This window comes from Aquimonas voraii, assembly GCF_900101825.1.
In the GTDB taxonomy this organism is placed as follows: domain Bacteria; phylum Pseudomonadota; class Gammaproteobacteria; order Xanthomonadales; family Xanthomonadaceae; genus Aquimonas; species Aquimonas voraii.
Map to the genome: position 1 here is coordinate 116406 of NZ_FNAG01000006.1, position 26947 is coordinate 143352.

Here is a 26947-nt window from a genome sequence, read left to right on the forward strand (position 1 = left end):
GGCTGAGGAGACCACAAATTCTAACATTCGACCTTTGTCTGGCCCCGTATGCTCGACGCCAGTTGCCGAGGTCCGAGGGTTCTGGCACCCGGGCCGGCGACCTCATTCCAGTGATCAGGGACACTCTCGATGTTTGTGAAGACATACTGCGTGCCGCTCGCTTGGGCGCTGTGCCTGGGACTCGTGTTCGGCCTCCCGCAGGCCAGAGCGCAGGAACTGCCGCCGACCGATGCCAGCTACGTGGAGGTCGACCCGGCCGCGCAGCGAGTAGCGGCGATCAATGCCGAGGACAATGGCGCGCGCAGCGCGCTGGAGAGCCTGGTGCGCCGCGAGCCGCGCAACGCGCTGGCGCGCCTGCAGTACGCGCAGATGCTGCTCGATCGCGGCCTGCGCGCACGGGTGGCGCGCGAGCTCGACAGCGCGGAGCGCTTCAGCGAAGCCGGCAGCCCGCTGCGTCGCAGCGTGCACTTCAACGCCGGCTGGATCCTGTTCCGCATGGGCGACTTCGACGGCGCCCGCAGTCAGTGGCTGCAGGCCTGGCAGCAGCACGGCGGCCACCCCGACTGGGTGCCGGTCGCTTTCGCACTGGCGCTGTGGAGCCAGGGCGACCGCGACACCGCGCTGGCCTTCTTCAAGGCCGAGCTGGCGGCACGACCCGATCAATGGCAGAGCGCCGAAGCGTTCGACGCCCGCACCCGCGACATGAGCCCAGGCGAGCGCTTCGCCCTGCAGTCGATGCAGCAGGCCCTGGCTTCCGCGCGCTGAAATCCGACGATCCCTCGGCCCGGCGCGCGGCCTTGGTCGAATCGGTTCACCCCTTGGGCACCGCTATGCTGTTTGCCCCTAGCCTGCCTGCGCCGACATGGCCTTCGATGCCTTCCTGCTGATCGTGGTGATGCTGGTGGTCGGCATGCTGGCCGCCCGCAGCGGACTGTTCGCCGACAACGCGGCGGAAGTGCTGAACCGCTTCGTGCTCTACGTCTGCCTGCCGGCGGCGATCCTGCGCGCCGCGCCCAAGCTCGAGTTCAGCCCGGCCCTGCTCGGCCTCGTCGCCGTGCCCTGGATCGTGTTGCTGCTGAGCATCGCGCTGGTCCTGCTGGCCGCGCGCCTGCTGCGCTTCGGCGAAGCCGAGCGCGCCGTGCTGCTGCTGTGCGTGCCGCTAGGCAACACCAGCTATCTTGGCTACCCGCTGATCGAAGCCATGCTCGGCGAGTACGCGCTGCGCTACGCCGTGGTCTACGACCAGTTCGGCAGCTTCATGATCCTCTCGACCTGGGGCCTGTGGGTGCTGGCGCGCTACGGCGGCGATGCCAAGCCGCGACTGCGCGACATGGGCCTGCGGGTGCTGAAGTTCCCGCCCTTCATCGCCCTGGTGCTGGCGCTGACCCTGATGCCCGCGCAGCCGCCGCAGGCGATCGACGCCATCCTGCAGCGCTTGGCCGACGCCCTGCTGCCGGTGGTGGCGATGGCGGTCGGCCTGCAGGTGCGGCTGGCCCTGCCGCGTAATGAAGCCGTGCCGCTGGTGGTGGGCATCGCCTACAAGCTGGCGCTGATGCCCCTGCTGGTCTGGCTGCTGCTGCCGCTGCTGGGCTTGTCCGGCGACATGGCGCGGGCCGCCGTGCTCGAAACCGCGATGCCGCCGATGATCACCGCCGGCGCCCTGGCCATCTCGCACGGGCTGGCGCCGCGCCTGGCGGCCGCCTTCGTCGGCTATGGCATCGTGCTGTCGCTGCTTTCGCTGCCGCTCTGGCATAGGCTGCTCACCTGAGCGCATGCGAGGGGCTGGCCCGCCGGCAGTGGTCGATGCGGGTCCATCGAGCTTCCGATCCGCTTCGAGTCCCCTGCCCTTTGCCGGAGTCACTCCATGGCCATCGATCCGCAGCGTCTCTCTTCGCTCTATCCGCTGGACAGCCTTCGCCGCGACACGCTTGAACACCTCGCCGGCGAGGCCAGCCTCCTGCACTACGGCCCCGGCGAGCCGCTGTTCCGCGCCGGCGAGGTCGACGAGGACCTGGTTTACCTACTGAGCGGCGCGGTCGACGGCCAATACCCTGACGGCCGCAACAAACGCATCGAAGCCGACAGCCTGCAGGGTCGCTACCCGGTCGGCGAGGCACAGCCGCGCCGCTTCACCGCGGTCGCAGGCCACGAAGGCGCGGAAGTCGTGCGTCTGGAGCGCCGCGCCACCGAGAAGCTGCTGGCCTGGGACCAGCTCTGCCGGCACCGCAACGAGCAGGCGGACAGCGCGGAGGACAACGCCTGGGTCTATCGCCTGCTCGGCAGCCGCGCCTTCCAGAAGCTGCCAACCGGCAACATCGAACGCATGTTCGCGGCCTTTCGCGAAATCCGGGTGCCGGCCGGCGAGAACGTGATCGAGGAAGGCGCGCAGCCCGACTATTTCTACGTGATCAAGCACGGCAGCCTTTCGGTCGCGAAGACGCTCGACGGCCCAGCGGTGGTGGTCGCCTATCTGGTGCGCGGCGACTGCTTCGGCGAGGACGCCCTGCTGTCGAACTCACCGCGCAACGCCACCGTGCGAACGCTCGAGGACTGCCGCCTGATGCGACTGGCGCGCGCGGAATTCGAGGCCGTGCTGAAGCCACCGGCGGTCGACTGGGCGACGGTTGAAGAAGCCGCTGCGCTGACCCGCGCCGGCGCCAGCGTGGTCGACGTGCGTCTGCCCAGCGAATACCGTCAGCGCGCGCTGCGCGACGCCATCAACCTGCCGCTGGCCATGCTCCGCGAGGGCGCGGTCGAACGGCTGGATCGGCGCCGACCGGTGCTGGTCTACTGCAACACCGGCGAGCGCAGCGCGGCGGCGTGTTTCATCCTGACCCGCTTGGGCTATGACGTGCGTGCCCTGCAGGGCGGCTTGTCACGGGTGATGAAGAAGTCGGGCGCGTAAAGCCACAACGCTCCTGCCGGCAGCCGGCAGCCCAGCCAAGCGCAGGGAATTGTGGGCCAGCGACCGCCCTCCGCCCCGGCGCGCCCGGACGCGATCAGCGCCCGACGATAACTTCATCCGCCGGGCGTGCGGCGAACAGGCCGCAGCAGACCACGCCGACGATCTGGTTGATCTCGCGCTCCAGCCCGACCGGATCGACGATGCGCAGGTTGTGTACGTCGAGAATCCAGTTGCCGTTGTCGGTCACCACGCCCTCGCGCCAGACCGGTTGCCCACCGAGCGCCACCAGCTTGCGGCCGACGTGGCTGCGCGCCATCGGGATCACCTCGACCGGCAGCGGGAAGCGGCCGAGCACATCGACCTGCTTGCTGGAATCGATCACGCAGACGAATTTGGCGCTGGCCGCGGCGATGATCTTCTCGCGGGTGAGGGCGGCACCGCCGCCCTTGATGAGGCGCTTGTGCGGATCGCACTCGTCGGCGCCATCGACGTACAGCGACAGCGGGCCGACCGCGTTGAGATCCATCACCTCGATGCCCTGCGCGCGCAGCAGGGCGCTGCTCTGCTCCGAGCTCGACACCGCGCCGCGGATGCGCGACTTCATGCGGCCCAGACCTTCGATGAAGTAGCGCACGGTGGAGCCGGTGCCAACGCCGACGATGCTGTCGTCTTCGACGTGTTCAAGCGCGAGTTCAGCGGCCTTGCGTTTCTGTTCTTCGAGGGACATGGGTGGGAGTCCGGGATTGGGGATTCGGGATTGGGGATTCGCAGAAACGGGTTGCCGCAGGATTCGAGACCACGGCGCTGCAGATTGGCGAGCGGCAGCTCAGGCCTCGCCGGCGAGCTGCAGGATATGCGCCCACTGGGCGTCGGTGACCGGCAGGATCGACAGCCGGTTGCCGCGGCGAAGCAGGGCGAAGTCGCCCAGGGCTTCGGCCTCGCCGCGCAGCTGGTCGAGCGAGACCACGCGCTTGAATTTGCGCTCAAAAGCGACGTGGCGCAGCCACCAGCGCGGGTTGTCGGGCGCGCTCTTCGGATCGTGGTAGTCGCTGCCGGGCTGGAACTGGGTGGGGTCGGGCTCGGGTTCGCCAACGACCCTGGCGAGGCCGACCACGCCGGGCACCGGGCAGTTGGAGTGGTAGAACAGCACGCCATCACCCGGCTGCATGTCCTTCCACATGAAGTTGCGCGCCTGGTAGTTGCGCACGCCGGTCCAGGGTTCGCTCTTGACCTTCTTCAGGTCGTCGATCGAGAACTCTTCGGGTTCGGACTTCATCAGCCAATAGGCCATGCGCTGCATTCTCCGTCGAAAGGCTCAGGCCGCGGCGCGGCAGTCGATCAGCTCACGCTCGGTGGCGACGTAATCCAGCGCCACGTCCCACGGCTCGGCCGTGAAATCCTGCAGCTGCTGGAAGCTGTAGCCGACCCCGACCAGCTGCGGCGACGCCGGCCGCGGTTGGGCGTTGAGGAAGGCGAAGCTGCGGTCGTAGTAGCCGCCGCCCGCGCCCAGCCGCCCACCGCGGCGGTCGAAGCCGACCAGCGGCACCAGCACGCAGTGCATCTGCTCGGGCTCGAGCTGCGAAGCTCGCTCGAGATCAGGTTCGGGAATGCCATAGCGGTTGCTGCGCAGGGGATCCCCCGTTCGCCAGGGGGCGAAGCCGAGCGAGCCGTCCTCGCGCAGGCAGGGCAGGCAGTACACGAACGCGGGTTGCCCCATCAGCAGCGCATGCAGCGAGAGTTCGCCGTCCACCGCCCAGTAGCCGGCGACGTAGCCGGGCTGCGACAGCGCCGGCAGCTCGCGCAGGCGCTGCGGCAGGGCGAGTGCAGCGGCCATGCGCTCGGGCGCACCGAGCGCACGACGGCGCGCTCTCAGGTCGCGGCGCTGCGGGTCGCGGGTGTCGGGGCTGGTCATGCGCGTGGATGCGAGGCTGGCGCGTCGAAGGCAACGCTTGGGAGAGCGAAGCGCGCCGGTTCCGGGGAACGCGCGCATCAGGAAGGGAGATCCTCCACCGTGCCGTTGCGAAAACGAACGACCTTGATCCCAGGGATCAGGTGGGATTGCTCACAGGCCCTTGGGCTTTCCGCTGCGTGGCGGACTTGCACGCTGGGCCCGGTGTCGCGCTCCCGGGGTCGTTATTTAGGGTCAAGGCAATATGTAAGTTTCCGCTGGCGGCACGGCAGAGGACGCCGCGAGTGTAGCGCGCTGGCGCCGGGTCGGCGACGCTGCAGATGCGGCGGATACGTGAAAGCGGGCGGCAAGGCGAGTCGGCGTGACCGCTGACTGTGCCGGCGGCGCGCTCGGCTACGTCGATGGCTTCGGCGGCAGGCCGAGGGCGGCGCCCTGCATCAGCGCGTCGAGCCGGTGGTTGAGGTCGGTCAGGCTGCGCTCGAGTCGCGCGTCGCGTTCGCGCTGCGACTGGCGCAGCGCGTTCAGCTCGTGGGTGAGGTTCAGGGCCATCAGCACGGCGAGGCGGTCGACGGTCGCACTCGGGTGGCTGCGCCGCAGCTCGCGCAGCTGGCGATCGACCTGCTCGGCCGAGGCTACCAGGCCCGCGCGCTCCTCGGGCTTGCAGGCCACCAGAAATTCGCGGTCGAGCACACGCAGGTTGACGGGATCAGTCATCGGGCGATGCCTAGGCGCTCTGTTCCAGGGACTTCAGGCGCTGGATCATCGCCTCCACCCGCGCACGCGCCTGCTCGTTCTTCGACAGCAGGCTGGCCCGCTCTCCCAGCAGCTGCTGCTGCGACTGGCGCAGGTTCGCGTTCTCGCCGGACAGCTGCTGGACCAGCGCGGCCAGGCGCTCGACGCGCTCGGCCAGGGCCGCGAGCTGTTCGACGGGATCGGGGATGCTCATGGCCGGCGACGATAGGCGCGCGCAGGCTCAGCGGTCAATAGACAGGCGCAGGCCCGCGCTGGCGAGCAGCAGGGCCGGATCGTGGTGGTCGAGGAAGTTCGCGCAGTCGCTTTCCTCGATCGGTCGCGACAGCCAGTAGCCCTGGATCTCGTCGCAGCCCTGCTCGTGCAGGTACTGCAGCTGTTCGACGGTCTCGACGCCTTCGGCCACCACGTTCAGGCCCAGCGAGTGCGCCATGGTGATGATGGTGGCGGTAATCGCCTCGTCGTCGGGGTCGGTGGTGAGGTCGCCGACGAACTCCTTGTCGATCTTGAGCGTATCGATCGGCAGGCGCTTCAGATAGACCAGCGAAGAGTAGCCGGTGCCGAAATCGTCGATCGCCAGCAGCACGCCGAGCTTCTTCAGCTCATGCAGCACCGCGGTGGCCTGGGCGGCATTGGCCATGACCATGCTCTCGGTCACCTCCAGCTCGATCGAGGCCGGCGGCAGCGGATACTCGCGCAGCAGCTCGCGGATCAGCTCGACCACGTTGCCGCGCAGCAGCTGCAGCACCGAGACGTTGATCGACATGGCAAGCCCCTCGCGGCCGGTGGCACGCCAGCCGGACAGCACGCTGAAGGCCTCCCGCAGCACCCATTCGCCGATCGGCAGGATCAGGCCGGTTTCTTCGGCGACCGGGATGAATTCACCCGGGCTCATCTCGCCGAGCTCCTCGCTGCGCCAGCGCAGCAGGGCTTCGAAGCCGGCGACGCCACCGGAACCGAGGTCGAGCCGCGGCTGGAACACCAGGTAGAACTCGCGGCGGTCCAGCGCGCGCCGCAAGGCCGCCACCAGCGAAGCGCGGCGGCGGGCCTCGGCGTCCATCGCCTCGTTGTAGAAGCTGTAGGTATTGCGGCCGCGGTCCTTGGCCGCGTACATCGCGGTGTCGGCGAACTTCAGCAGGTCGGTGGGCACCAAGGCGTGGTCCGGGTACAGGCTGATGCCGATCGATGGGGTGATGATGACCTCGCTGCGGCCCTCGACCTCGAGCGGGGCCTCGAAGGCACCGATCACCCTCTCCGCGACGTCCTCGGCCGCGCCGCGATCCTCAAGGTCTTCGAGGATCACGGTGAACTCGTCACCGCCGAGGCGGGCGACGGTGTCCTGCGGCCGCACGGTGGCGAGCAGGCGCGCCGCCGCCGATTTCAGGATGCGGTCGCCGGCGGCGTGACCCATCGAGTCGTTGATGTCCTTGAAGCGGTCGAGATCCAGAAACAGCACCGCCACCCGCGTGCCCTGCCGGCGCGCGCGCACCACCGCCCGGGCCAGGCGTTCGGACAGCAGGCTGCGGTTGGGCAGGCCGGTCAGGGTGTCGTAATTGGCGAGGTAGCGGAGTTCCTGCTCGGCGCGCTTGCGGTCGGTGATGTCGCTGACCACCCAGACGTAATGGCTGCGCTCCCCCTGCGCATCGGTGACCGCGTTCACCTGCACCGCGGCGAGATACTCCTCGCCGTCGCGGCGGCGCTGCCACATCTCCCCGCTCCATTGCCCCGCTGCGGTGACCGTGCCGTTGACCTGTCGATAGAAGGCCTCGTCGTGCTGGCTGCTGTGCAGGAGGTCCACCGAGCGGCCGTTGACCTCGTCGGGGCCGTAGCCGGTGATTCGGCAGAAGGCCGGATTGACGCTGACGAAGTGCAGGTCGAGATCGCAGACAGCCACCGCCTCGCCCATGCTGCGGAGCACTTCCGAGGCAATGCGCCGCTCGTACTCGGCGGCGCGGCTCTCGGTGATGTCGCGCGCGGTGCCGGCCATTCGAACCGGAGTCCCGTTGGGATCGCGCTCGACCACCTTGCCACGCGAGCGCACCCAGACCCAGTCGCCATCGCCGCGGCGCACGCGGTGCTCGGACTCGAAGAACGCGGTGCGGCCGGCGATGTGCGCCTGCATGGTCTGCTGCAGGCGACGGATGTCTTCGGGATGCACCGCACGGGCGCGGAAATCCTCGGTGTCTAGCTCATTGTCGGCGCCCGGCCCGAGCAGCTGCTCGGCGCCGACGCGGTACAGCCGGTTGCCGCGGATGTCCCAGTCCCAGAACTCGTCGCCCGAGCCCCACAGGGACAGCTTCAGGCGCTCCTCGCGCTCGCGCAGCTCGCCCAGCAACTGGCGCTCGCGCGCCCGCTCCTGGCGCTGGGCGCGCAGCCACAGCGCCAGCAGGGCGATCGCCAGCAGCGCGTAGGCGATGAAGGCCGGCTGGCTGGCCCAGACCGGCGGCACGACCTCGATCTGCAGCACGGCCTCTTCGCGGCTGACCCGTCCGTCGCGGTTGCTGCCCTGCACCCGCAGGGTGTAGTGGCCTGCGGCGAGATTGGTGTAGGTCGCGGAGTTGAGGGTGCCGGCATCGGCCCAGTCCTCGTCGAAGCCCTCCAGCCGATAGCGGAAGTGGTTGCGCTCCGGGAAGCTGAAATCGAGCGCGGCGAACTCCACCCGCAGCACCTGTTCGGTCTGGGCAAGGCGCAGCTCGGCCGGCATGTCGAGCCCGGCCACCGGCTGCAGGCGGCGGCCGACGCCGATCGAGGTGAGGCGTACCGGCGCGTCATAGTTGCTCGGCGCGAAGCGCCGCGGATCGAGCAGGTTCAGGCCGCGCACGCCGCCGAAAGCCAGCCGGCCGTCACGCAGGGCGAGCGCGGCGGCGCCGTTGAACTCGAGGTCCTGCAGGCCGTCCTGCAGCTCGTAGCGGACCACATCGCCGGCATCCGGATCGAGCCGGGCCAGGCCGCTGTTGCCGCTCAGCCAGACCCGGCCCCTGGCATCCATCAGCGCGGCGTAGACGGTCGGCGTAGCGAGACCGCGCGCGGTTCCGTAGCGGGTCACCTGCAGCCCACCCTCCGGCAGCCAACGCAGCCGATTCAGGCCGCTGTGGGTGGACACCCACAGCAGGCCCTCGGGGTCCTGGAAGAGATGCCTGACCAGGTTGCCACTCAGGGTATTGGGGTCGGCCGGGTCGTGCAGCAGCCGCTGCACCTTGCCGCTGACGGGGTCGATGCGGTTCAGGCCTTCCAGGCTGCCCGCCCAGATCGCGCCTTCGCGGTCTTCCAGCACATAGGTGATCAGCGGATGGCTGAGGGTGGCGAGGTCGTCGGCAGCGTGGCGGTACCAGCGGTGTTCGCCGCTGTCGACGTCCCAGGCCAGCAGGCCGTCGCCGAAGGTGGCGATCCACAGGCGGCCATCGCGGGCCCGCAGCAGGTGGCGCAGGTCGGTGACCGCGCTGTCCTTGCCGGGTGGACGGGGCAGTTCGCGCAGCCGCGCGCTGCGCTTGACGGGGTCGTATTCGAAAAGCCCGCGGTCGGAGGACACCCAGAGCCCGCCTGCGCCGGCATCGGCGATTCCGAATACCCGGATCGAGCCGTCCTCGCCATTGCGCGGCAGGGCCGCGCGCAGGGCCGGGTAGTGGCTCTCGAACTCCATCCCCGGCGCAACCAGCCGGATCAGGCCACGGCCTTCGCTGCCGAGCCAGAGCTGGCCCTCGATGTCCTCGTGCAGGGTGCGGATGTTGTTGGCCAGCACCGGATCGAGCGCGCTGCGGGTCTCGCTGATCCGCGTGAACAGCGCCCCTTCCGGCCGGGTCGTGGCGACCCCGCGGGCTTCTCCGCCCACCCACAGCAGACCGGAACGAGAAATCATCAGTCGCGCAACGCGATCTTCGTGCAGGCTCTGCTCCAGATCGGGATCGTGGCGCAGGCTGAGGGTGTCTCCGCTGGCCGGGTCCAGCCGCAGCAGGCCGCTGTTGTGCAGGGCCAGCCAGAGCTGCTGCTCGGCATCGACCACGATCGCCCGTACGGGCATGCCGCGTCCCTGCAATGGCCAGACGCGCTGCGGCTCGCGCTCACCTCGGCGCCAGCGATACAGCCCGTCATCGCCCCCCACCCAGGCCCCGTCGGCGCCTTGCAGAGCCAGCGCATGCAGGCGCTGTCGCGGGCCGAGGCGACGCGGCAGGGTCGCGCCGGGTGCGAACAGGAACAGCCCCTCATGGGTCGCCGCCAGCACGCTGCCATCGGTCTGCAGGGCCAGACCGGCGAGGCGCAGGCTGCCTTCGATCTCACCCTCGAAGCTCAGCCGACGCTCGCGCTGGCCGGTGTCAGGATGGAACAGCTCCACGCCCTGGCCGGTACTGACCCAGAGGCCCACGCCGGGTTGGTGCAGCAGCCCGGTGACGCGGTCGCGGTGGCCCGTGCCGCCCTCGGAGCGGACCAGCAGGTGGCGCTCGATACGGCCGCTGGCGAGGTCGATGGAAGCGAGGAAGCGGGTGTTGGTGCCCACCCAGAGGCGCCCGGCATCGTCTTCGGCGAGCGCGGTGATGAAGCTTTCCGGCAGGCTGGTCGGATCGTCCGGGTCGTGCAGGAACAGCCGCAGGCTGTAGCCGTCGTAGCGGTGCAAGCCGCCTTCGGTGCCGATCCAGACGAAGCCGCGGCTGTCCTGCAGAAGGGCGTTGACGGTGTTCTGGGCCAGCCCGCTGCGGCTGTCGAGCACCCGGAAGTGGTAGTCCTGGCGCGCGGCCTGCGCAAACAGGGGAAACAGCAGGCACAGCAGAGCGACGAGGAGGCTCGGACTCCTGACCACGCTGCGTTTGGCGCTGTGCTCGCCCCGGCCCATGTCCGTCCCGTTCCTGGTTGCCGCCCCCTCGTCCCGCCCACCGCGACGATCCGGCCGCGGCGGCCGCCGGACCAGAGCGTCGGAGTGTAGGCAGCGGCGGCACGACCAACAAGCAAACGTGATGGCTTGCGCAGTCTGCGGCGCCAGTGTCGACCCGACATGCAGGGCCGATGCCAGACACAGCCGGCTGCGGCCCCGGCGAGGCCCCGCGCTACACTGCGGGGCCTTTTGCGTTGGTGCCTCGCCCCGTGCCCGAACCGTCCCTGCCCTCACTGCCCGAAGTGGATCGCGCCCTGTCGGAGGCCGCGATCGGTATCGACGCGGCCGAACTGCACGGTTCGATCTGCGGCCTGCTCTCCGCCGGTGGTCGTCTGGCTGGCGCCGACTGGCTTGATGCGCTGGCCGTGGAAGGCCCGCGTCAAGCGCCCGGCGGCGTGCTCGATCGGCTCCGCACGAGCACCCTGGCCCAGCTGGCCGACAGCGAGTACGGCTTCGAGCTGCTGCTGCCCGACGAGGACGCCGCGCTCGGCGACCGCATCGAAGCCCTTGGCGCCTGGTGCCGCGGCTTCCTCGGCGGCTTCGGGCTCGGCACCGCCTCGGCCGCGCGGCTGTCGGACGACGGCCGCGAGGCGCTGGAGGACCTCGCCCGGATCGCCCAGGCCGAACTCAGCTTCGAGGACGACGAGGACGACGCCAGCGCGCTGGAGGAGATCATCGAGTTCGTCCGCGTCGCCGTCCTGCTGCTGCACAGCGAGAACGGCGCCGATTCCGCCCAGTCCACCCTGCACTGAGCCCGCATCGACTCGCCATGGCCCCCCTGCGCGCCCCTGCCCCGATCCGCACCGCCGAGTACGTGCGCCGCCGCCGTCAGCTGATGCGGCTGGCCGGTGACGACGCCATTCTGATCCTGCCGGCCGCGGCCGAGCGCGTCCGCAACCGCGACAGCACCTATCCCTACCGGCAGGACAGCGACTTCTGGTACCTGACCGGCTTCAACGAGCCGGAGGCCGTGCTGGTGCTGATCCCCGGCCGCAGCCATGGGGAAGCCCTGCTGTTCTGCCGCGAGCGCGACGCCGAGCGCGAAGCCTGGGACGGGCCGCGCGCGGGGCCGGAGGGCGCGGTCGAGCAGTTCGGCTTCGACGATGCCTACCCCATCGGCGACATCGACGACATCCTGCCGGGCCTGATCGAAGGCCGCTCGCGGGTTTTCTACCACTTCGGCCGCGAGGTCGAGTTCGATCTCAAGCTGATCGGCTGGGTGAACCGCGTGCGCGCGCAGATCCGCCACGGCGCCGAGTCGCCGCACGAGTTCATGGAGCTGGGCCACCTGCTGCACGAGCAGCGGCTGTTCAAAAGCCCTGCCGAGCTGAAACTGATGCGACACAGCGCGGCGATCGCCGCTGAAGCGCACGTGCTCGCCATCCAGGCAACGCGGCCCGGCCTGTACGAATACGCGATCGAGGCCGAGCTGCTGCGCGGATTCCGTCGCCACGGCGCGGTGCCGAGCTACGAGCCCATCGTCGGCGGCGGGGCCAATGCCTGCGTGCTGCATTACCGGGCGAACAAGGCCGCGCTCAAGCCCGGCGAGCTGCTGCTGATCGACGCCGGCGCCGAGTACGAGGGCTATGCCTCGGACATCACCCGCACCTTCCCGATCTCGGAGACCTACAGCCGCGAGCAGCGGGCGCTGTACGAGCTCGTGCTCGCCGCCCAGCAGGCGGCGATCGCGGCGGTGAAGCCGGGCCAGCGCTGGATCGATCCGCACGAGGCCGCCGTCGAGGTGCTGACGGAGGGCCTGCTCTCGCTGGGCCTGCTGCGCGGCACGCTGAAACAGTGCATCGCCGACGAGAGCTACCGCCGCTTCTACATGCACAAGACCGGCCACTGGCTGGGCCTCGACGTGCACGATGTCGGCGACTACCGGATCGGCGGTGAATACCGCCTGCTCGAAGCCGGCATGGTGCTGACCATCGAGCCTGGCCTGTACATCGCGCCCGGCACGAAGGGCGTGGCGGCCAAATGGCAGGGCATCGGCATCCGCATCGAGGACGATGTGGTCGTCACCGCCGAGGGGCACGAGGTGCTGACTGGCGGGGTGCCCAAGGACATTGACGCGATCGAGGCGCTGAAAGCGCGCGCGGCCTGAGCGCTGCCGCGAGCGCCGCGCTGTCCTCTGCTTCTTGGGCCCGGCTCAGGCCGTGGCCAGGCCGCTGTTCTCGCGCTGCGCCGCACGACTGGGAAACGCGTGGCGCAGGATGCGCCAGAGCACCTGGGCGAACTGCCGCGGCATCGAGCCGGTGTTGTAGTGCTGGCCGTAGCGGGCGCACAGCGCGCGCACTTCGACCGCGATCTGCGCATAGCGGTTGGCCGGCAGCTCCGGGAACAGGTGGTGCTCGATCTGGTGGCTGAGGTTGCCGGTCATGAGATCCAGCAGGCGGCCGCCGCGCAGGTTGGAGCTGCCGTGCAGCTGGCGCAGGTACCACTGGCCGCGCGATTCGTGGCGCAGCACGTCTTTCGGAAAGGTGATCGCATCGGCGGTGAAGTGGCCGCAGAAGATCACCACCCAGGTCCAGACGTTGCGGATCAGGTTGGAGACGATCGCACCCAGCAGCACCGGCAGGAAGAAGGGCCCGGCCAGCAGCGGCAGCACCAGGTAATCGCGGACGATCTGCCGGCGCATCTTCTTCGCCGCCGGCTGCCACTTGGCGCGCAGCTCGGCCTTGCTCATGCGGCCCTTGAAGTAGCGGCCGAGGTGCAGGTTCTGCACGGCGATGCCCCATTCGAACAGCAGGGCGAACACCACCGCGATCAGGGGCTGGAACAGATAGAAGGGCTTCCAGCGCTGCTCGGGGAACAGGCGCAGCAGGCCGTAGCCGAGGTCCTCGTCCATGCCGCGCACATTGGTGTAGGTGTGGTGGCGGTAGTTGTGGGTCTCGCGCCAGTTGTCCGAGGTGCCGGCGATGTCCCACTCGTAGCGGCGGCCATCCAGCACCGGATCGCGCAGCCAGTCGTACTGGCCGTGGATCACGTTGTGGGCCAGCTCCATGTTTTCGAGGATCTTGGAGAGCGCCAGCAGCAGCACGCCGAGGCCGCAGAGCGGCCACAGCAGGGCCGGCAGCCACAGGCCGCTGACGATGGCGCCCAGCACCAGCAGGGCGCGGCCGGCGAAGCCGGTATAGCGCACGGCGGCGTACACGCGGCGGATGTGGCGCGCGTCGGCCTCGCCAAGCTGGGCGCGAATACGCTCGCGCAGGGTGTCGAGTTCGGCGGCGAAGGCTTCGGTCTGGGCGGCGTCGAGCACGCGGCTGTGCGGTGAGTACTGCATTACAGGTCCAGGACAAGGCCCGCGGCGGCGGCGTGCACGCACAGGCGGATGGGAGTGGAAGGTTCGTCACGCAGGCTGCCGTTCTGCAGATCACGGGTGGCACCGGCCACGCGGTCACAGCTGCAGGTGTTGCAGATACCGCGACGGCAGCCGAAGGCCGGCGTCTGCCCGGCTTCTTCGAGCGCCTGCAGCAGCGGGCGGTCGGTGGGCAGGTCCAGCGCGAGCCCGCTGCGCTTGAGCCGCACGCGGACGGCGCCTGCATCCGAGTCGATGGGAATGGCCGCGGTGAAGCCCTCGGCCTGGAAGTCGCGCGCGGACGCACACAGTTCGCGCGCTCGCGCGATGAAGCCGTCGGGGCCGCAGGCCAGCACTTCACTCGCGGCAAGTTCAGGCGCAAGTGTCTGCAGCTGCGCGGCGTTGATGCGTGCTGCGGGCGCTTCGGGGTCGCGGGTCAGCAGGAATGCGACGCGCAGGTTCGGATGCTTGTTGGCGAGCTGCAGCAGTTCCTCGCTGAAGCACAACTCCTCGCGGGTCTGCGCCCAGTACAGCAGGGTGATCGCGCGCGTCTCGCCCTTCGCCAGCGCCTCCAGCAGCAGGGCGCGCAGCGGGGTGATGCCGCTGCCGGCGGCCAACAGCAGCGCCTCGGCGCCGGCAGTGGTCGGCAGGCGCAGACCACCATAGGGCGCGGACAGCTCCAGCACGGCGCCCACCTTCGTCATGCGCGCCAGCACCGGGCTGACCAGGCCGCTTTCGACCTCAACCACGGTGATCTCGATGGCGCCATCGGCGCGCGGCGGCGCTGACAGGCTGTAGCTGCGGCGATGGCGCACGCCCGCGATTTCGACGATGACGTCCAGATGCTGGCCGGCCAGCGCGCCGGGCCAGTGGCGGTTGGGTCTCAGCACCAGCGTGGTCGCCCGCGAGGACGCGGCGCGGAGCTCGATCACGCGGGCAAGGATGCGTTCGGCCGACCACGTGCGATCGATGTGCCGCGCCCAGAAGTCGAAGACCGCGGGCTGCAGCCAGTGGCGGGGATTCAGACGCGCGAGCGGCTTGAGCCGGCTGCGGGTACGTTCGCGACCCGCTTCGGAAGCTGCCGACACCGTGGGCGCATGACCGAGGCCAGCGTCGTGCTCCGCAGGGCCAAGGCCCACCCTCTGGCCTGCAAGGGCGTCAGGGAGGCGCGAGGCGAAGGTGTCGGAACCGCGCGCGGGGCGGGTTTCGGGCAGCAGGGCGGTGGCGGTGGGCTCGGGCATGCGCTGCACTATACGCATATATGCACGCGTGTGCAGATACTCGTCCTTAAATGCAGGCGGCTAAGATGGCGCCCTGCCCCCAGCCGGAGTGCGTCTTGCCTCCTTCCGCGTCACGCCCGGCCGACCATACGCCGGGGCGCAAGCCCAGCATCGCCCGCGAGGACCTGATCGCCGCCGCCCTGCGGCTGATCGGCCCGCATCGCAGCGTCTCGACGTTGAGCCTGCGCGAGGTCGCGCGCGAGGCCGACATCGCGCCGAACAGCTTCTACCGCCATTTCCGCGACATCGATGAACTCGCGGTGGCGCTCATCGAACTCAGCGGCGAGGCCCTGCGCCGCATCGTCGGCAATGCGCGCAAGCGCGCCGGCGACGCCAGCAGCATCGTGCGCAGTTCAATCGAGGTGTTCATCGAGCAGGTGCGCGCCGACGACCGCCTGCTGCACGTGCTGCTGCGCGAGGGCACGGCCGGCACCGACGCCTTCAAGGCCGCGGTGGATCGCGAACTGGGCTTCTTCGAGGACGAACTGCACTCGGACCTCGTGCGCATCAACGCGGCGCAGGGCAAGCGCCTGCATCAACCCCGGGCAGTCGCGCGCGCCATCACTCGGCTGGTGTTCGCGATGGGGGCCACCGCCATCGACGCGCCGCGCGAGCGCGACGCCGAACTGATCGCGGAGCTGAGCCTGATGGTGCGGATGATTCTGGCCGGCGCGCGCAGCCTGGCCGAGCGCGAAGACGCCTGAGCCTCCGCCTCGCCGCCACCGCGACGGCCGCCGCCACGCGCAGGTTCAGGCCCGCCGCCCGCCGACCTCAGACACGAGGTGGGTGCAATGCGCCAGGGCGCACAGCCGCGGCAGGTCCAGCAGCTGCACCTTGCGGCCGGCGATGCGGATCAGGCCGTCCTCCTGCAGGCGGCCAAAGCTGCGGCTGACGGTTTCGATGACGATGCCCAGATAGCTGGCGATCTCGGCCCGGCTCATGGGCAGGGTGAAGCGCTTGCCGTCGAGGCCCTGGGCCTGCAGGCGCCCGGTCAGGTTGACCAGGAACATGGCCAGCCGCTCCAAGGCCTGTGGCCGACTGAGGATGGACAGGTGGTCCTGGTCGTACTCGACCGTGTGCCCCATCAGGCGCAGCAGCCCATGCTGCAGGCCGGGCACCTCGCGGGCCGCCGTTTCCAGCTGGGCCATGTTCAGCTCGCAGACTTCCGAGGATTCCAACGCCACCGCCTGGCAGCGATGCCGCCCGCTGCCGAGCGCGTCGAGGCCGATCAGCTCGCCGGGCAGATGGAAACCGATGACCTGCTCGTTGCCGTCCTCGTCGATGGCCACCGATTTCAGGCTGCCCTGCCGCAGCACGAACAGCGCGCCCAGGTTCTCACCCAGATGAAACAGGGTCTCGCCCGCCGGCAGCAGGCGATGGCGCCCGTGCAGGGCATGGAGTCCATCGATCTGCTCCGGCCTCAAGCCGATCGGCCCGGCCAGCTGGCGAACAAGCAGTGCGCCACAGTCCTCGCGCAGGCGCAGGGGAAGGAGGCGTGAGGGTGCCGCGGGAATGGAGGTCTGGTGCATGCATGGCCTCAAAGGACCGCAACCGCCGCGACCGGCTGCGGGACAGGATTGCAGAGGCAGATGCCCGTGAAAACCCCGGGCAGTCCAGACTGCAGACCACTCGCTGCATTGGTATCTCAAACGACTCGACCGGCGCAGCTGCAACGGCCTCGATTCGCGCACGCCCAGCCCCTTGCCCCATACGCCCAGGTACGCGTTTGCTGCTCTGCAACAGAGGGCCCGCGGGCGGCGCCATCGGTTAACATGCGCCGGTTTCGTCCGCGTCCGCGCGACGAGGGTCGTGCCGTGCGGCGCCGCACTGCAGACCACACGCATACCACTCGAACACCACCGCGCACAGCCGCAGCCTTCGGAGGGCCGCCATGAATGTTCTGCAGGATCTGATCGACACCGATCTCGACCCCACCGAAACCCAGGAATGGGTCGAAGCGCTGTCGGCGGTCATCGCAGCCGATGGCGGTGACCGCGCCCACTACCTGCTGGAGCGCATGGTCGAGCAGACCCGCCGCGCCGGCGCCCACCTGCCCTTCAGCCCGACCACCGAGTACGTCAACACCATCCCCGCCCACCTGGAGCCGAAGAGCCCCGGCGACGCCGCCCTGGAATGGCGGATCCGCTCGATCATCCGCTGGAACGCGATGGCCATGGTGGTGCGCGCCAACCGCAAGCCGGGCGAGCTCGGCGGCCACATCGCCAGCTTCGCCTCCTCGGCCACCCTGTACGACGTCGGCTTCAACCACTTCTGGCGCGCACCCAGCGCCGACCACCCCGGCGACCTGATTGGGGTGCAGGGCCATTCCTCGCCGGGCGTCTACGCCCGCGCCTTCCTTGAAGGCCGCATCAGCGAGAGCCAGCTCGACCACTTCCGCATGGAAGTCGACGGCAAGGGCATCAGCTCCTATCCGCACCCCTGGCTGATGCCGGACTTCTGGCAGCTGCCCACCGTGTCCATGGGCCTGGGCCCGATCAGCGCGATTTACCAGGCGCGCTTCTGGAAGTACCTCGAAGGCCGCGGCCTGATGCCGAAGACCGACCGCAAGGTGTGGTGCTTCCTCGGCGACGGCGAATGCGACGAGCCCGAGAGCCTGGGCGCGATCGCGCTGGCCGGCCGCGAAGGCCTGGACAACCTGATCTTCGTCATCAACTGCAACCTGCAGCGCCTGGACGGCCCGGTGCGCGGCAACGGCAAGATCATCCAGGAGCTGGAGGGCAGCTTCCGCGGCGCCAACTGGAACGTGATCAAGCTGGTCTGGGGCAGCTACTGGGATCCGCTGCTGGCCCGCGACAGCACCGGCAAGCTGCGTCAGCTGATGATGGAAACCGTCGACGGCGAGTACCAGAACTGCAAGGCCTTCGGCGGCAAGTACACGCGCGACAACTTCTTCGGCAAGCACCCGGAAACCGCGGCCCTGGTGGCCAACCTGAGCGACGAGGACATCTGGCGCCTGAACCGCGGCGGCCACGATCCGCACAAGGTCTACGCCGCCTACGACGCCGCCATGAAGACCCAGGGCATGCCGACGGTCATCCTGGCCAAGACGGTCAAGGGCTACGGCATGGGCAAGGCCGGTGAATCACTCAACCCGACCCACCAGACCAAGAAGCTCGACGACGAGGCGGTGCGCGCGTTCCGTGACCGCTTCAAGATCCCGGTGCCCGACGACAAGCTGGCCGAGGTGCCCTTCTACCATCCGGGCCCCGACTCACCCGAAGTGCAGTACCTGAAGGCGCGTCGCGCAGCGCTGGGCGGCCCGCTGCCGCAGCGCCGGCAGAAAGCCAGCGAATCGCTGAAGGTTCCGGAACTGAACGCCTTCGAGCGCCTGTTGAAGGCCAGCGGCGACCGCGAGATCAGCACCACGATGGCCTTCGTGCAGGCCTTCAACATCATCCTGCGCGACAAACAGGTCGGCCCGCGCTGCGTGCCGATCGTCGCCGACGAGGCCCGCACCTTCGGCATGGAGGGTCTGTTCCGGCAGATCGGCATCTATGCGCCGCACGGCCAGAAATACAAGCCGGTCGACGCCGACCAGCTGATGTACTACCGCGAAGACGCCGCCGGCCAGGTGCTGGAGGAAGGCATCACCGAGGCCGGTGCGTTCTCGAGCTGGATGGCGGCCGCCACCAGCTACAGCACCAACAACCTGCAGATGCTGCCGTTCTACATCTACTACTCGATGTTCGGCTTCCAGCGCATCGGCGACTCCGCCTGGCAGGCCGCCGACATGCGTTCGCGCGGCTTCCTGCTGGGCGCCACCGCGGGCCGCACCACGCTCAACGGCGAGGGCCTGCAGCACGAAGACGGCCACAGCCATCTGCTGGCGGGTGCGATCCCGAACTGCCGTCCGTACGATCCGACCTTCGGCTACGAAGTCGCGGTGATCCTGCAGCACGGCATGCGCCGCATGATCGAGGAGCAGGTCGACGAGTACTACTACCTGACCCTGATGAACGAGAACTACGCGCACCCGGAAATGCCGGCCGGCGCGGAGGACGGGATCATCCGCGGCATGTATCTGCTGCGGGAAGCCGAGAATGGCAAGGCCAAGAGCAAGAGCAAGAAGCCGCATGTGCAGTTGCTCGGTTCCGGCACGATCCTGCGCGAGGTGATGGCGGCCGCCGAGCTGCTGGAGAAGGAATTCGGCGTCAGCGCCGACATCTGGAGCTGCCCGAGCTTCACCGAGCTGCGTCGCGACGGCTTCGACGCCGAGCGCCACAACCGCCTGAACCCGGAGAAGCCGCCGCGCAAGGCCTACGTGACCCAGCTGCTGGAAGGCCGCGCGGGCCCGGCGATCGCCGCCACCGACTACGTGCGCGGCTTCGCCGACCAGATCCGCGCGTTTGTTCCGATGCGCTACACCGTGCTCGGCACCGACGGCTTCGGCCGCTCGGACACCCGCGCCAACCTGCGCCGCTTCTTCGAAGTCGACCGCTTCCACATCGCCCACGCGGCAATCTGCGCGCTGGCCGAGGAGGGCGTGATGAACGCCAAGGACGTGGCGCGGGCGATCAAGGAGTTCGGCATCCAGGCCGACAAGCCCAATCCCAGTCACGTCTGAGCACGATCAACGCGGTTCGAAACGACATGGGGGGCACCGCGAGGTGCCCCCCATGTCGTTTTGCCGACGACCACCCGCCACGGTGGACGCGGAGCCAATAGGGCATCCCGGGCCACTGTGAATCCGGCTGATCGAGCGCCGCGACCGTCCGGCCGTGCGGCTGCCGCATCCCGAGGGCCATTGCCGAACCCGAGAGGCCTGCCCAACCCCAAATGGAGCCGGACAGGAGACCGCGGAGTCAGGATGGGTCGAGTCGAATCGGGACTGGATGGACAGTCGCAGATCCGGGGCAAGCCCTGGCGGCCAAGGCGTCGGCCAATGCCGCGCCCTTCGATCATGACCCAGGGAAGGTCTGAACAACTCCATCCGGGGGTTGTTCAGACCTCATGAGTCCGGCACATCTCCGTACTCACTCACGCTGAACCAAGCGCTTGCGTGCCTGATTAGCGGAAGCACCATCGCTGGCGCGCGGAAGGCTCTGAGGAATCAGAGCTTCCCTAGACCGGATATCCGGGAATCGGCGGCGCCCAGGGGCTTGTCGGATCGATAGGCTGCCCCGGTCGATAGACCTCGAAGGGGCCATACCACGGAGCTCCTTCCCAGCCTCCGGCCACATTCATCATGTCCTCGGTGCTCAAGCTCTTCATTTGACCTCCGATGGGACTCGCAGCATCACAGCTGCGAGAAGTCAGGGTAGGGGTTCGGCCACGGACCGGGAATCGGCGACGGCGTCGGGAACGGCCACGGAAGCGGGTTGGGAAAAGGGAACGGATCCGGATACGGATACGGGTTCGGCCAGGGATACACGGTGCCGCCGCTGACGGCGGCGATGGCTTCGAGATCGAGCGTCTTCATTGCAGTTCCTCTGTTGATGGCCTTGCTCCATGCTCGCTTGACGAGTACGGCCGCGAAGGCGGGTTGGCGCAGGCTGCGTGCGCGCCAGGTCACGATGAAACGGTCTGGCTCAGTGCTGCTGCTGCGGCGGCAGCGGATGCCAGGGGGCGTGGATCGGCCCTGGCGCAGGCGGCGTCCAAGGCAGCTCGCACGGATAGGGCAACGGCACAGGCGTGGCTTGGGGCAGGCTGAGCCCACCGCCAATGCGTGCGGTTTCGTTCTTCAACAAAGCTTTCATTCGAACGCCTATCAGTAGAAGACGGGCGGACGCACCGGCTCGACCGGCAGGTACTCGAACGGCGGCGGAAGTGCCTCAGCCCTTACCACTGGTCCGCCGTCGCCGAGTCCGGTCAGGGTCGGCTGGAAACGGCCTTCGGCTTGGTCCCCGCCGCCAACGGCATCGGTTTCATGGGTCTTCAGGTCTTGCATGACGTGTCTCCTTGAATCTGGTTGGGAAGCGCTGCACCGCTTGGAGAGCGAACAGTTCGATCAGGCTCTCGAAGCACAAACTCGCAGCGACAGGAGCCTGTCGATCACTGTTCATTTCACGAATCACACGCATTGAAGCCTCGGACAGGCGCAACAGCCCATCCGACGTCGCACGGCGGCTCGCTCTGCGCCTGCCTTCGACGGGTGTCCAGGCAACCTGCAGCACCGCGGGCAGCGCGAGCGTCAGCGCCCTGATCCGTCGCGACTCCGGATCCCGAGTGAAGGGGTATCTCTTCCATATGGGCCCACCTCATGAGCACTCCTCTGTTCCGCCACGAAGCCATCGAGAGCCAGCGCAGCAACTGGATGGGTTCGATCGCACTGGCACAGCCACCGGCCTTGCGCCTGCTGGCGGTCGGCGCAGCCTTCGTTGGCCTTGGCTTGCTGGCCCTGCTTGTGTTCGGCAACTACAGCAGCAAAGCCAGAGTCAGCGGCCAGCTGGTGCCCGATCGAGGGCTGATCACGGTGACGGCCCCCAACGCGGGCGTGGTCGTCGAGCGGCGTGTGCAGGAGGGCGACCGCGTACGCGCGGGCGACGTCATCGCCATCGTCTCGGGCGAACGCGTCAGCCGCAGCGGCGGCACCCAGAGCGAGATCGGTGAACAGCTGGCGACCCGGCAGCGCAGCCTGCGGCGCGACCTGGAGCAGTTGAAGCGACTGCACGAAGAGCAGCTGGCCGGCGCACAATCCAGACTTTCGGCCGCGCGTGCGCAGCGCGAACAGTTGGGGGCCGCGCTGCAGACCCAGAGCGAACGCGCACGACTCGCAAGTGAGACCCTCGCGCGCTTCGAAGAATTGGCCGCGCGCGGCTTCGTCTCCAAGCTGCAAGTGCAACAGTCACGTGAAGCCATGCTTGAACAACAGGCCCAGACACAGTCCATGGGTCAGCAGCGCCTGGCACTGGCTCGCGAGATAGCGGCACTGGAGCAGGAGCTGACCGAACTGCCGCTGCGCGCGGCGACCCAGCAGGGCGCGATCGAGCGCGAGCTCGCCATGGTCGGACAGGAGTCCGCCGAGAATGCGGCGCGCCTCGACCAAGTGATCAAGGCGCCCGCCGACGGCGTGATCGGAGCGCTGCTCGTCCTGCCCGGCCAGAGCCTGCGCGCAGGACAGGTGGTTGCGAATCTCGTCCCGGACGGCTCGCGCCTTCAAGCCCACGTCTACGCGCCCAGTCGCGCCATCGGTTTTCTTGCGGAAGGGCACGAGGTCCAGCTGCGCTACCCCGCCTTCCCGTATCAGAAGTTCGGTCACCAGCACGGCCGCATCCTGCAGATCTCGCGCAATGCGCTCAGTCCGGCCGAGCTCGATGCCATGGGGCTGTCCACCAGCCAGGACGTGATGTACCGGATCATTGTCGAGCTCGATTCCGAGCATGTGCGCGCCTACGGCCGTGATGAGCCCCTGCGCCCGGGGATGGTGCTGGAAGCGGACGTACTGCTTGAGCGGCGGCGTCTGTACGAGTGGGTGCTGGAGCCGCTGTTTGCCGCGGCAGCGAAGGTCTAGGGCAACGCAGAAGAACGCAACGCTGTCGCGCGCAATGGAGGGCGCGCTTGCGGATCGAGCACGCGATGCTTGATCCGGCGCAAGCGAGTCCGGACCTGTGCCGGACTCGCGACCACTGATCAAAGCCAGTAGGGACTTGATCAGTATTGCCCCAAGAGCCCATGCACCGTCCTCGCACGAGGACCCCATGCCATTCCGGCCCCGCCGCTGCGCAGTGTGACGCCGCGACGGCGCAAGCGTTCGCTCGCGATCGGCGAGGTGCCAACGTCGATGGTCAATGAGGCCCGGCACAGAGCCGGCGGCGGCTGGGCGCAGCGGCTCCGCAAGGAAAGGCTGGCGCCTGGGTTTCGGCCGGGTGTTGAGGCAGCCCCCCCGGCAAGCGCCATGGCAGCGCGGGCCTCCAGCTTGCGATCAGCGGCTCGCGACGCGACTTCGTATGCACCTCAACCGCGCCGCTGCAAGCGGTGAACGCTCCTCCACCCGGGCACCCACGCGGTTGCATCAATCGGATCCGCCAGCGCCGCGCTGGGCCGCGAGTCGTCAACCTGCTGCGTTGCGTACTGTCCTGTGCGTCGTTGAGCGCCAGCCACGGCGGGTCTCTCGCCTGAGAGAGAGTCCGGCACCTCTGCCGCGGGCTTGGAACTCAAACGCGGTAGCCCAGCGGCATCCGCGCGGTCATGTCGCCAAGCAATGCGCAGGACAGGTCGCCAGGCCACCGTGGATGCCGGCTTGAATGTTGCCGCTGGCGCCTTGGCCTGGCCACCTCTCTGGCGATGCGGCGCAGCGGCGCGCGGACTACGCCGGCGAGATGCGGTGCGGCGCATGCGCAACAGCACGCGAGCCGCCTATCTTCGGCGAGATGCAGCCGTGCACTGGTATTCGCGCCAGCGTGCATCTCGGCCGATATCCGCGCGCTCATTCGCGGCTCTGCGATGGCAGGGGCGTCTTGCGTATGCGCGGACGAACTCCAGCGCCCGGCGCAGCCGGAGGCGGCGGGGCAGAGTGACGCGCCTTCGCAGGCACAAGAGGTCTTGTGGCGCCGCCCACGCCAATCAACGCGAAAAGGCCCTCGGTGGAACCGAGAGCCTTGATTCCGCCTGCAAGCGAGCCATCGCGACGATGATGGCGTCGACTGCAAATTGTCTATGCGGTAGAACGCGCGGGTTGATCGCTGACGCTACGCCTTGTTTGCGAGTCCATCCTTGGTCTTGGCCAGAGGAGCCTCCGCAAAGACGGCCAGAAGGAAGCCTGCAACGCAGACGGCCCAGAAGCCAGCGATTGGCCACCAGTAGCTGGCAACCCACCACACCAGGAATGCCGACACCAGGGCGCGAACCACGATGGCTGCAAGGCGCTGTCCCTTGGATACATGAGGCATGGACACCTCCCTGGCCAGGCCGGGCCGCGAGGCCCGACCCGACGCAGTGGATCAGCAGAAGATCAGCGAGCCAATCAGCGCATGACCGCCGGCAGAAATGGCGCCGGCAGCAGCACCGATCGGGCCGCCCAGAAGAAAGCCGACGCCCGCGCCGACCATGGCAGCGCCAGCAACCGTGTTGACGTGGCACTCGTTGCCGCCACCGACCTGTTCCAGCTGGATGTTCGAGAGGGTCTGCATGATGTGTACTCCTTGGAATGTTGGGATGGGTTGGATCAATTGATGGCCTGGAGCAGCATGCCGGCGCCGCAGCCGATCACCGCACCGGCGGCCGCGCCGGGAAGGTTTCCGATCAGCCCGCCGATGAAGCTGCCGGCGCCTGCGCCGGTCACGCAGGCCTGGGCGTAGGAACCGCCAGAGACGGCGGCAATGTCGCTGAAGCTCAGCTCACGGGTGTTCAAGTGGGTTGCGCTATGCATGTTGTTTCCTTTTCACGGCTGTTCATTGATAAAACGACATTGAGGGGAGTCCGTGTGCTTCTCGTCGCCCCCCAGGCATCTACTCGCGTCTGCAACGGCCGATCGATCAAACGCTGCTGCCCACCCCGCATCGGTCACGGTGCGCAGGCGTCCCAGCGCCGCGAGAGGCTGCTTTGAGCGGCGAAGCTGCCGCGTTCCGAGTAGAGGGGAGAGTTCCCCGCCGGCCACCCGCCATGACTGATGCATCCCCGATCCTGGGCCGCTCCCGCCTCCGCCCCATCCTGCAAACCGAGGCCGCAGAATGCGGCCTCGCCTGCCTGGCGATGGTGGCGGGCTACCACGGACTCGCTACCGACCTTCCGACCCTGCGTCAGCAACACTCGCTGTCACTGAAGGGCGCGAACCTGGTGCGGCTGATCGACATCGCGGGTCGCATGGGTCTGAATGCGCGCGCGCTGCGGCTGGAGCTCGACGAGCTTGGACAGCTGAAAGCGCCCTGCGTGCTGCATTGGGACCTGAACCACTTCGTGGTGCTCAAGTCGGTCGACTCCAAGCGGGTGGTGATCCTCGATCCCGCGCACGGCGAGCGCACGCTGAGCCTCAAGGAGGCTTCGCGCCACTTCACCGGCGTCGCGCTGGAGCTTCAGCCCGGCGCCGACTTCCGCGCCGGCGAAGCGCGCCAGCGGGTGACGCTGCGCCAGCTGCTCGGCCAGGTGTCCGGCCTCAAGCGCGCGCTGGTCACGATTCTCGCGCTGGCGCTGGTGCTCGAGCTGTTCGTACTGGTCATGCCCTTCCATATGCAGTGGATGATCGACCACGCGCTGGTGACCTCCGACCGCAGCCTGGTCACCGTGCTGGGCGTGGCCTTCCTGATGCTGATCGCTTTCCAGGCCGCGGTCTCGGCGGCACGCAGCTGGGCGGTGGGCTACCTCGGCATCCATCTCAACCTGCAGTGGACCGCCAACGTATTCGCGCACCTCTTGCGGCTTCCCATCGACTACTTCGAAAAGCGCCATCTGGGTGACGTGGTCTCTCGCTTTGGCTCGCTGCAGGCCATCCAGCGGGCACTCACCACCAGCTTCATCGAAGCCCTGCTCGATGGCCTGCTTGGCGCGGTCACCCTCGTCGTCATGTGGCTGTATGCGCCCCTGCTGGCGGCCGTCGCGGTCGGCGCGGTGCTGCTCTACCTGGGGCTCAGGCTGGCCCTGTATGCGCCGCTGCGCGAGGCCACCGAGCAGCAGATCGTCTGCGGCGCGAAGGCGCAGAGCCACCTGCTGGAGTCGGTGCGCGGGGTCCAGACCATCAAGCTCGCGGATCGCGCCGCCGACCGTCGCGGTCGCTACTTCAATCTCAATGTCGACACCGCCAATCGCGAGTTCTCGATCGTGCGCCTGGGCGTAGGGTTCGGCGCGGCCAACCGCCTGTTGTTCGGCGCAGAACGCATCGTGGTGATCTGGCTGGGCGCACTCGCAGTGCTTGACGCACAGTTCTCGGTCGGGATGCTGGTGGCCTTCCTCGCCTACAAGGACCAGTTCACGTCGCGCACCTCGGCCCTGATCGAAAAGCTCTTCGAGCTGCGCATGCTTCGCCTGCATGGCGAGCGCCTCGCCGACATCGCGCTGACCGCGCCCGAACCGGACGAGGCCGAACTGCGCCAGTTCACGGGCCCTGAGCTTCGAGCCACGCTGTCGGTGCGGAACCTGAGCTACCGCTATGCCGAGGGCGAGCCCTGGGTGGTCAAGGACCTCGATCTGGAAATCGAGGAAGGCGAATCGGTGGCCGTGATCGGCGCCTCGGGCTGCGGCAAGACGACCCTGCTCAAGCTCATGCTCGGCCTGCTGAAGCCGGTGCAGGGCGAAGTGCTGGTGGATGGCCAGCCCTTGCAGCGCATCGGAATGCGGCGCTATCGCGGCATGCTCGGCGCGGTGATGCAGGAGGACCAGTTGTTCGCGGGCTCGCTGGCCGACAACATCGCCCTGTTCGATCCCGAAGTCGATCAGCAGCGCGTGGAATCCGCGGCGCGCATGGCCGCGGTGCATGAAGACATCGCCGCCATGCCGATGGGCTACAACACACTGATCGGTGACATGGGCACATCGCTTTCAGGCGGCCAGAAGCAGCGCGTGCTGCTGGCGCGCGCCCTGTATCGCCAGCCCAGGCTGCTGTTCCTCGACGAGGCCACCAGCCACCTCGACGTCGAGCGCGAGCGCCTCGTCAACGATGCGGTGAAGCAGATGCAAGTCACCCGCATCATCATCGCCCACCGTCCGGAGACCATTCACAGCGCAGACCGCGTGGTGGTGATGCACGGTGGCCGCATCGTCCAGACGTTCCGCCCACGCGATCTGCTGCGGCCGGCTGAGGCCGGCCAGCACCCGCTCTCGCAGGGGTCACAGCAGGCCGCAGCGGCTCCGGCCGCGACCGCCCTCGCCAGTTGAGGCCAGCCAACCGGCTTCCCGGCCGGGGCAACCTGACCGCCGCCGCTTGCGTTCCCGCTGCTGACGTCCGGTCTTGCGTCACGCCCGTTGCCGGGCTGCATACGGGTCGCGGACGCCTCGACCCGAGCACCTCACAGGTTGAGTTTGCTGAAGAGCCCGGCGCCCCACGCTT

Annotated in this window: 23 protein-coding genes and 1 other RNA gene; 9 read left to right on the top strand and 15 right to left on the bottom strand. The window is 68.5% G+C overall.

What is annotated here, in order from left to right:
- The first annotated feature begins 129 nt into the window (after nucleotides 1-129).
- The 3 genes from BLP83_RS11340 (at nucleotide 130) to BLP83_RS11350 (ending at nucleotide 2905) form a co-directional block, all read left to right on the top strand.
- On the top strand, nucleotides 130-765 hold the full coding sequence (locus BLP83_RS11340; protein ID WP_091242731.1) for a tetratricopeptide repeat protein: 636 nt from the start codon (nucleotides 130-132) through the stop codon (nucleotides 763-765).
- A 97-nt stretch (nucleotides 766-862) separates the two neighbouring features.
- On the top strand, nucleotides 863-1768 hold the full coding sequence (locus BLP83_RS11345; RefSeq protein WP_091242734.1) for an AEC family transporter: 906 nt from the start codon (nucleotides 863-865) through the stop codon (nucleotides 1766-1768).
- A gap of 96 nt (nucleotides 1769-1864) precedes the next feature.
- On the top strand, nucleotides 1865-2905 hold the full coding sequence (locus tag BLP83_RS11350; protein WP_091242737.1) for a cyclic nucleotide-binding domain-containing protein: 1041 nt from the start codon (nucleotides 1865-1867) through the stop codon (nucleotides 2903-2905).
- Nucleotides 2906-2999: 94 nt separating this feature from the next.
- Here the strand turns inward: BLP83_RS11350 and rpiA are convergent, their stop codons facing one another.
- From rpiA to BLP83_RS11385, 7 genes are all read right to left on the bottom strand, one after another.
- Nucleotides 3000-3632, bottom strand: a complete 633-nt coding sequence (gene rpiA, locus BLP83_RS11355) for a ribose-5-phosphate isomerase RpiA (RefSeq protein WP_091242739.1) — start codon at nucleotides 3630-3632, stop codon at nucleotides 3000-3002.
- Between the two features lie 99 nt (nucleotides 3633-3731).
- Nucleotides 3732-4205 carry an EVE domain-containing protein gene (locus BLP83_RS11360; RefSeq protein WP_091242742.1) on the bottom strand — a complete coding sequence of 158 codons (474 nt, stop codon included), beginning with the start codon at nucleotides 4203-4205 and terminating at the stop codon, nucleotides 3732-3734.
- Nucleotides 4206-4220: 15 nt separating this feature from the next.
- Nucleotides 4221-4817 carry a 5-formyltetrahydrofolate cyclo-ligase gene (locus BLP83_RS11365; protein ID WP_091242744.1) on the bottom strand — a complete coding sequence of 199 codons (597 nt, stop codon included), beginning with the start codon at nucleotides 4815-4817 and terminating at the stop codon, nucleotides 4221-4223.
- An 87-nt stretch (nucleotides 4818-4904) separates the two neighbouring features.
- Nucleotides 4905-5092: non-coding RNA, 6S RNA (gene ssrS, locus BLP83_RS11370), on the bottom strand.
- Nucleotides 5093-5207: 115 nt separating this feature from the next.
- Nucleotides 5208-5528 carry a cell division protein ZapA gene (locus BLP83_RS11375; RefSeq protein WP_091242746.1) on the bottom strand — a complete coding sequence of 107 codons (321 nt, stop codon included), beginning with the start codon at nucleotides 5526-5528 and terminating at the stop codon, nucleotides 5208-5210.
- A 10-nt stretch (nucleotides 5529-5538) separates the two neighbouring features.
- Nucleotides 5539-5760: a TIGR02449 family protein gene (locus tag BLP83_RS11380; protein WP_091242749.1), complete on the bottom strand. Its 222-nt coding sequence runs from the start codon at nucleotides 5758-5760 to the stop codon at nucleotides 5539-5541.
- A gap of 27 nt (nucleotides 5761-5787) precedes the next feature.
- Entirely contained in the window at nucleotides 5788-10389 is a 4602-nt protein-coding gene (locus tag BLP83_RS11385) for an EAL domain-containing protein (RefSeq protein WP_091242751.1), read from the bottom strand.
- A 248-nt stretch (nucleotides 10390-10637) separates the two neighbouring features.
- Between BLP83_RS11385 and BLP83_RS11390 the strand changes: the two genes are divergently transcribed.
- On the top strand, nucleotides 10638-11180 hold the full coding sequence (locus BLP83_RS11390) for a UPF0149 family protein (protein WP_245680027.1): 543 nt from the start codon (nucleotides 10638-10640) through the stop codon (nucleotides 11178-11180).
- A gap of 26 nt (nucleotides 11181-11206) precedes the next feature.
- Complete coding sequence (locus BLP83_RS11395) at nucleotides 11207-12535, top strand: aminopeptidase P N-terminal domain-containing protein (RefSeq protein ID WP_425389009.1); 1329 nt, start codon at nucleotides 11207-11209, stop codon at nucleotides 12533-12535.
- 45 nt (nucleotides 12536-12580) lie between these two features.
- Here the strand turns inward: BLP83_RS11395 and BLP83_RS11400 are convergent, their stop codons facing one another.
- Together BLP83_RS11400 and BLP83_RS11405 are read right to left on the bottom strand one after the other, a co-directional pair.
- Nucleotides 12581-13714, bottom strand: a complete 1134-nt coding sequence (locus BLP83_RS11400) for a fatty acid desaturase family protein (RefSeq protein WP_091242760.1) — start codon at nucleotides 13712-13714, stop codon at nucleotides 12581-12583.
- Nucleotides 13714-14970: a flavin reductase family protein gene (locus BLP83_RS11405; RefSeq protein WP_176764155.1), complete on the bottom strand. Its 1257-nt coding sequence runs from the start codon at nucleotides 14968-14970 to the stop codon at nucleotides 13714-13716. Before BLP83_RS11405 ends, BLP83_RS11400 begins: the two co-directional genes overlap by 1 nt.
- Before the next feature lie 65 nt (nucleotides 14971-15035).
- On the opposite strand from BLP83_RS11405, the gene fabR reads away from it, so the two are divergent.
- Nucleotides 15036-15713 (top strand): HTH-type transcriptional repressor FabR, encoded by a 678-nt coding sequence (gene fabR, locus BLP83_RS11410; RefSeq protein WP_091242763.1) that lies wholly within the window; start codon nucleotides 15036-15038, stop codon nucleotides 15711-15713.
- A gap of 45 nt (nucleotides 15714-15758) precedes the next feature.
- On the opposite strand, the gene BLP83_RS11415 is transcribed toward fabR, so the two are convergent.
- Nucleotides 15759-16538, bottom strand: coding sequence for a helix-turn-helix domain-containing protein (locus BLP83_RS11415; RefSeq protein WP_176764156.1), 780 nt, complete (start codon nucleotides 16536-16538; stop codon nucleotides 15759-15761).
- A gap of 362 nt (nucleotides 16539-16900) precedes the next feature.
- Here BLP83_RS11415 and aceE point away from each other — a divergent pair, with 362 nt between their 5' ends.
- On the top strand, nucleotides 16901-19594 hold the full coding sequence (gene aceE / locus BLP83_RS11420) for a pyruvate dehydrogenase (acetyl-transferring), homodimeric type (RefSeq protein WP_091242768.1): 2694 nt from the start codon (nucleotides 16901-16903) through the stop codon (nucleotides 19592-19594).
- A 672-nt stretch (nucleotides 19595-20266) separates the two neighbouring features.
- Here the strand turns inward: aceE and BLP83_RS18710 are convergent.
- Nucleotides 20267-20449: a hypothetical protein gene (locus BLP83_RS18710; protein WP_176764157.1), complete on the bottom strand. Its 183-nt coding sequence runs from the start codon at nucleotides 20447-20449 to the stop codon at nucleotides 20267-20269.
- Nucleotides 20450-20737: 288 nt separating this feature from the next.
- Nucleotides 20738-20917 carry a hypothetical protein gene (locus tag BLP83_RS11430; protein WP_091242770.1) on the bottom strand — a complete coding sequence of 60 codons (180 nt, stop codon included), beginning with the start codon at nucleotides 20915-20917 and terminating at the stop codon, nucleotides 20738-20740.
- A gap of 312 nt (nucleotides 20918-21229) precedes the next feature.
- Here BLP83_RS11430 and BLP83_RS11435 point away from each other — a divergent pair, with 312 nt between their 5' ends.
- Nucleotides 21230-22480 carry an HlyD family secretion protein gene (locus tag BLP83_RS11435; protein ID WP_091242772.1) on the top strand — a complete coding sequence of 417 codons (1251 nt, stop codon included), beginning with the start codon at nucleotides 21230-21232 and terminating at the stop codon, nucleotides 22478-22480.
- A 1177-nt stretch (nucleotides 22481-23657) separates the two neighbouring features.
- On the opposite strand, the gene BLP83_RS18715 is transcribed toward BLP83_RS11435, so the two are convergent.
- From BLP83_RS18715 to BLP83_RS11445, 3 genes are read right to left on the bottom strand one after another with little or no spacing between them, the layout of a single operon-like run.
- Nucleotides 23658-23858: a hypothetical protein gene (locus tag BLP83_RS18715; RefSeq protein ID WP_176764158.1), complete on the bottom strand. Its 201-nt coding sequence runs from the start codon at nucleotides 23856-23858 to the stop codon at nucleotides 23658-23660.
- A gap of 51 nt (nucleotides 23859-23909) precedes the next feature.
- Nucleotides 23910-24098, bottom strand: coding sequence for a Blp family class II bacteriocin (locus BLP83_RS11440; RefSeq protein WP_091242774.1), 189 nt, complete (start codon nucleotides 24096-24098; stop codon nucleotides 23910-23912).
- A 35-nt stretch (nucleotides 24099-24133) separates the two neighbouring features.
- Nucleotides 24134-24337, bottom strand: coding sequence for a Blp family class II bacteriocin (locus BLP83_RS11445; RefSeq protein WP_143006659.1), 204 nt, complete (start codon nucleotides 24335-24337; stop codon nucleotides 24134-24136).
- 233 nt (nucleotides 24338-24570) lie between these two features.
- Here BLP83_RS11445 and BLP83_RS11450 point away from each other — a divergent pair, with 233 nt between their 5' ends.
- Entirely contained in the window at nucleotides 24571-26775 is a 2205-nt protein-coding gene (locus tag BLP83_RS11450) for a peptidase domain-containing ABC transporter (RefSeq protein WP_091242779.1), read from the top strand.
- The last annotated feature ends 172 nt before the right edge of the window (nucleotides 26776-26947 follow it).

Coding starts and splice junctions, on each gene's coding strand:
- BLP83_RS11340 (WP_091242731.1), top strand. CDS start 130: ATGTTTGTGAAGACATACTGCGTGCCGCTCGCTTGGGCGCTGTGCCTG.
- BLP83_RS11345 (WP_091242734.1), top strand. CDS start 863: ATGGCCTTCGATGCCTTCCTGCTGATCGTGGTGATGCTGGTGGTCGGC.
- BLP83_RS11350 (WP_091242737.1), top strand. CDS start 1,865: ATGGCCATCGATCCGCAGCGTCTCTCTTCGCTCTATCCGCTGGACAGC.
- rpiA (WP_091242739.1), bottom strand. CDS start 3,632: ATGTCCCTCGAAGAACAGAAACGCAAGGCCGCTGAACTCGCGCTTGAA.
- BLP83_RS11360 (WP_091242742.1), bottom strand. CDS start 4,205: ATGCAGCGCATGGCCTATTGGCTGATGAAGTCCGAACCCGAAGAGTTC.
- BLP83_RS11365 (WP_091242744.1), bottom strand. CDS start 4,817: ATGACCAGCCCCGACACCCGCGACCCGCAGCGCCGCGACCTGAGAGCG.
- BLP83_RS11375 (WP_091242746.1), bottom strand. CDS start 5,528: ATGACTGATCCCGTCAACCTGCGTGTGCTCGACCGCGAATTTCTGGTG.
- BLP83_RS11380 (WP_091242749.1), bottom strand. CDS start 5,760: ATGAGCATCCCCGATCCCGTCGAACAGCTCGCGGCCCTGGCCGAGCGC.
- BLP83_RS11385 (WP_091242751.1), bottom strand. CDS start 10,389: ATGGGCCGGGGCGAGCACAGCGCCAAACGCAGCGTGGTCAGGAGTCCG.
- BLP83_RS11400 (WP_091242760.1), bottom strand. CDS start 13,714: ATGCAGTACTCACCGCACAGCCGCGTGCTCGACGCCGCCCAGACCGAA.
- BLP83_RS11405 (WP_176764155.1), bottom strand. CDS start 14,970: ATGCCCGAGCCCACCGCCACCGCCCTGCTGCCCGAAACCCGCCCCGCG.
- fabR (WP_091242763.1), top strand. CDS start 15,036: ATGGCGCCCTGCCCCCAGCCGGAGTGCGTCTTGCCTCCTTCCGCGTCA.
- BLP83_RS11415 (WP_176764156.1), bottom strand. CDS start 16,538: ATGCACCAGACCTCCATTCCCGCGGCACCCTCACGCCTCCTTCCCCTG.
- aceE (WP_091242768.1), top strand. CDS start 16,901: ATGAATGTTCTGCAGGATCTGATCGACACCGATCTCGACCCCACCGAA.
- BLP83_RS18710 (WP_176764157.1), bottom strand. CDS start 20,449: ATGAAGACGCTCGATCTCGAAGCCATCGCCGCCGTCAGCGGCGGCACC.
- BLP83_RS11430 (WP_091242770.1), bottom strand. CDS start 20,917: ATGCAAGACCTGAAGACCCATGAAACCGATGCCGTTGGCGGCGGGGAC.
- BLP83_RS11435 (WP_091242772.1), top strand. CDS start 21,230: ATGAGCACTCCTCTGTTCCGCCACGAAGCCATCGAGAGCCAGCGCAGC.
- BLP83_RS18715 (WP_176764158.1), bottom strand. CDS start 23,858: ATGCCTCATGTATCCAAGGGACAGCGCCTTGCAGCCATCGTGGTTCGC.
- BLP83_RS11440 (WP_091242774.1), bottom strand. CDS start 24,098: ATGCAGACCCTCTCGAACATCCAGCTGGAACAGGTCGGTGGCGGCAAC.
- BLP83_RS11445 (WP_143006659.1), bottom strand. CDS start 24,337: ATGCATAGCGCAACCCACTTGAACACCCGTGAGCTGAGCTTCAGCGAC.
- BLP83_RS11450 (WP_091242779.1), top strand. CDS start 24,571: ATGACTGATGCATCCCCGATCCTGGGCCGCTCCCGCCTCCGCCCCATC.